The 1178-nt window shown below is 64.3% G+C and carries 1 protein-coding gene; it reads right to left on the minus strand.

Translation table 11 applies throughout. From position 1 onward, the window contains the following. Positions 1–1178, minus strand: a 1178-nt coding sequence (locus tag BW978_RS23120; RefSeq protein WP_175616938.1) for a hemagglutinin repeat-containing protein, incomplete at both ends; no start/stop codon positions are given.

Consider the following 1178-nt stretch of genomic DNA (forward strand, 5'->3'; position numbering starts at 1 on the left):
GTCGCCTTGTATTCGATGACCACGCCGTTTCCGGCATCGATGGTCAGCCCGCCACCGGCTTCGATCTCGACATTGCGGATGGTCTCTTCGACGCGACCCTGATCGCGCTCGTTCCACCAGAACAGGTCTTCCTCGCGCTTGAAATCCTGCGAGAAGCTCTGGTCGGTCTCGGTCAGAAGCGCGACTTTGCCCTCTTCGGCCACGATCTCGGTTGCGCCGCCACTTTCGATGCGGCTTGCCTGGATGGTGACGTCGCCCGCCTCCGAGCGGATCGAAACACCGTTGCCTGCCGTCAGGCTGCTGCCCTCGGTCTCGGTTGTTGACTGCTGGCGGCGGATATTGGTCTCGGTGCCCAGAAGACCGCTCGTCTTGATGTCGAGCTTGAGGTCGCGGCTCTCCTGGTTCTGGACGGAGGCGATGGTGACGTCGCCATCGGCCTGGAGGGTCAGGTTCTCGCCGGCCTTGGCCTTGACGCCGGTCAGCGAGAGGTCTTCGCTGGCATCGAGACGCGCATTGCCGCCGGCCTGGATCTCGGCCAGCATATGGGTGCGGCTATAGGCGCGGTCATAGCCGCCATCGATCCTGTCGTCGCGGGAGCGTTCGAGCGCCAGCGCCGAGAGTTCGATCGAACCACCGGCGTCGAGCGTCAGGTCGTTACCGGCGGCAAACTGCCCGCCTTCGGAGATGATCGAGCCTGCCGCATCAAGGAGCAGGTCGCCGCGGGCCTCGATGCGGGCCTGCTGCTGGGCACGGTCGACAAAGCCATTGGCGAGGACATCACGGATGGCGACCGTGTCGTTGATGATCTCACCGGCTTCGATGGTGACGTCACGCCCAGAGATCGTGCCGGAGCGGTTGGACACGATGGTGCCGCCGTCGATGACGATGTCGGCCTCGGCAAAGAGGCTGCCGCCATTGTTGAAGAGGCCGACGGAGGTGTCGATGGCGAGATCGCCGCTCGAGGCGATCGCGCCGGAATTGACGAGGGCGGCGGTCTGGATGTCGGCCTGGCCGGCCTTGATCTGGGCGCTGGCGATGTTGGTGTTGGCGGCGGAGGTCTTCGCCACATAGAGACGCGGAACCAAAACTTCCTGGCCCTGGACGATCTGCTTTTCGAGCCAGACGATGTCCTGGGTCAGTGCTGCGATCTGCGAGGGCGAGAGCGCAATGCCGAAGGA

Origin of the sequence: Rhizobium sp. RU33A (assembly GCF_900156055.1) — a bacterium.
Taxonomy (GTDB): Bacteria; Pseudomonadota; Alphaproteobacteria; order Rhizobiales; family Rhizobiaceae; genus Allorhizobium.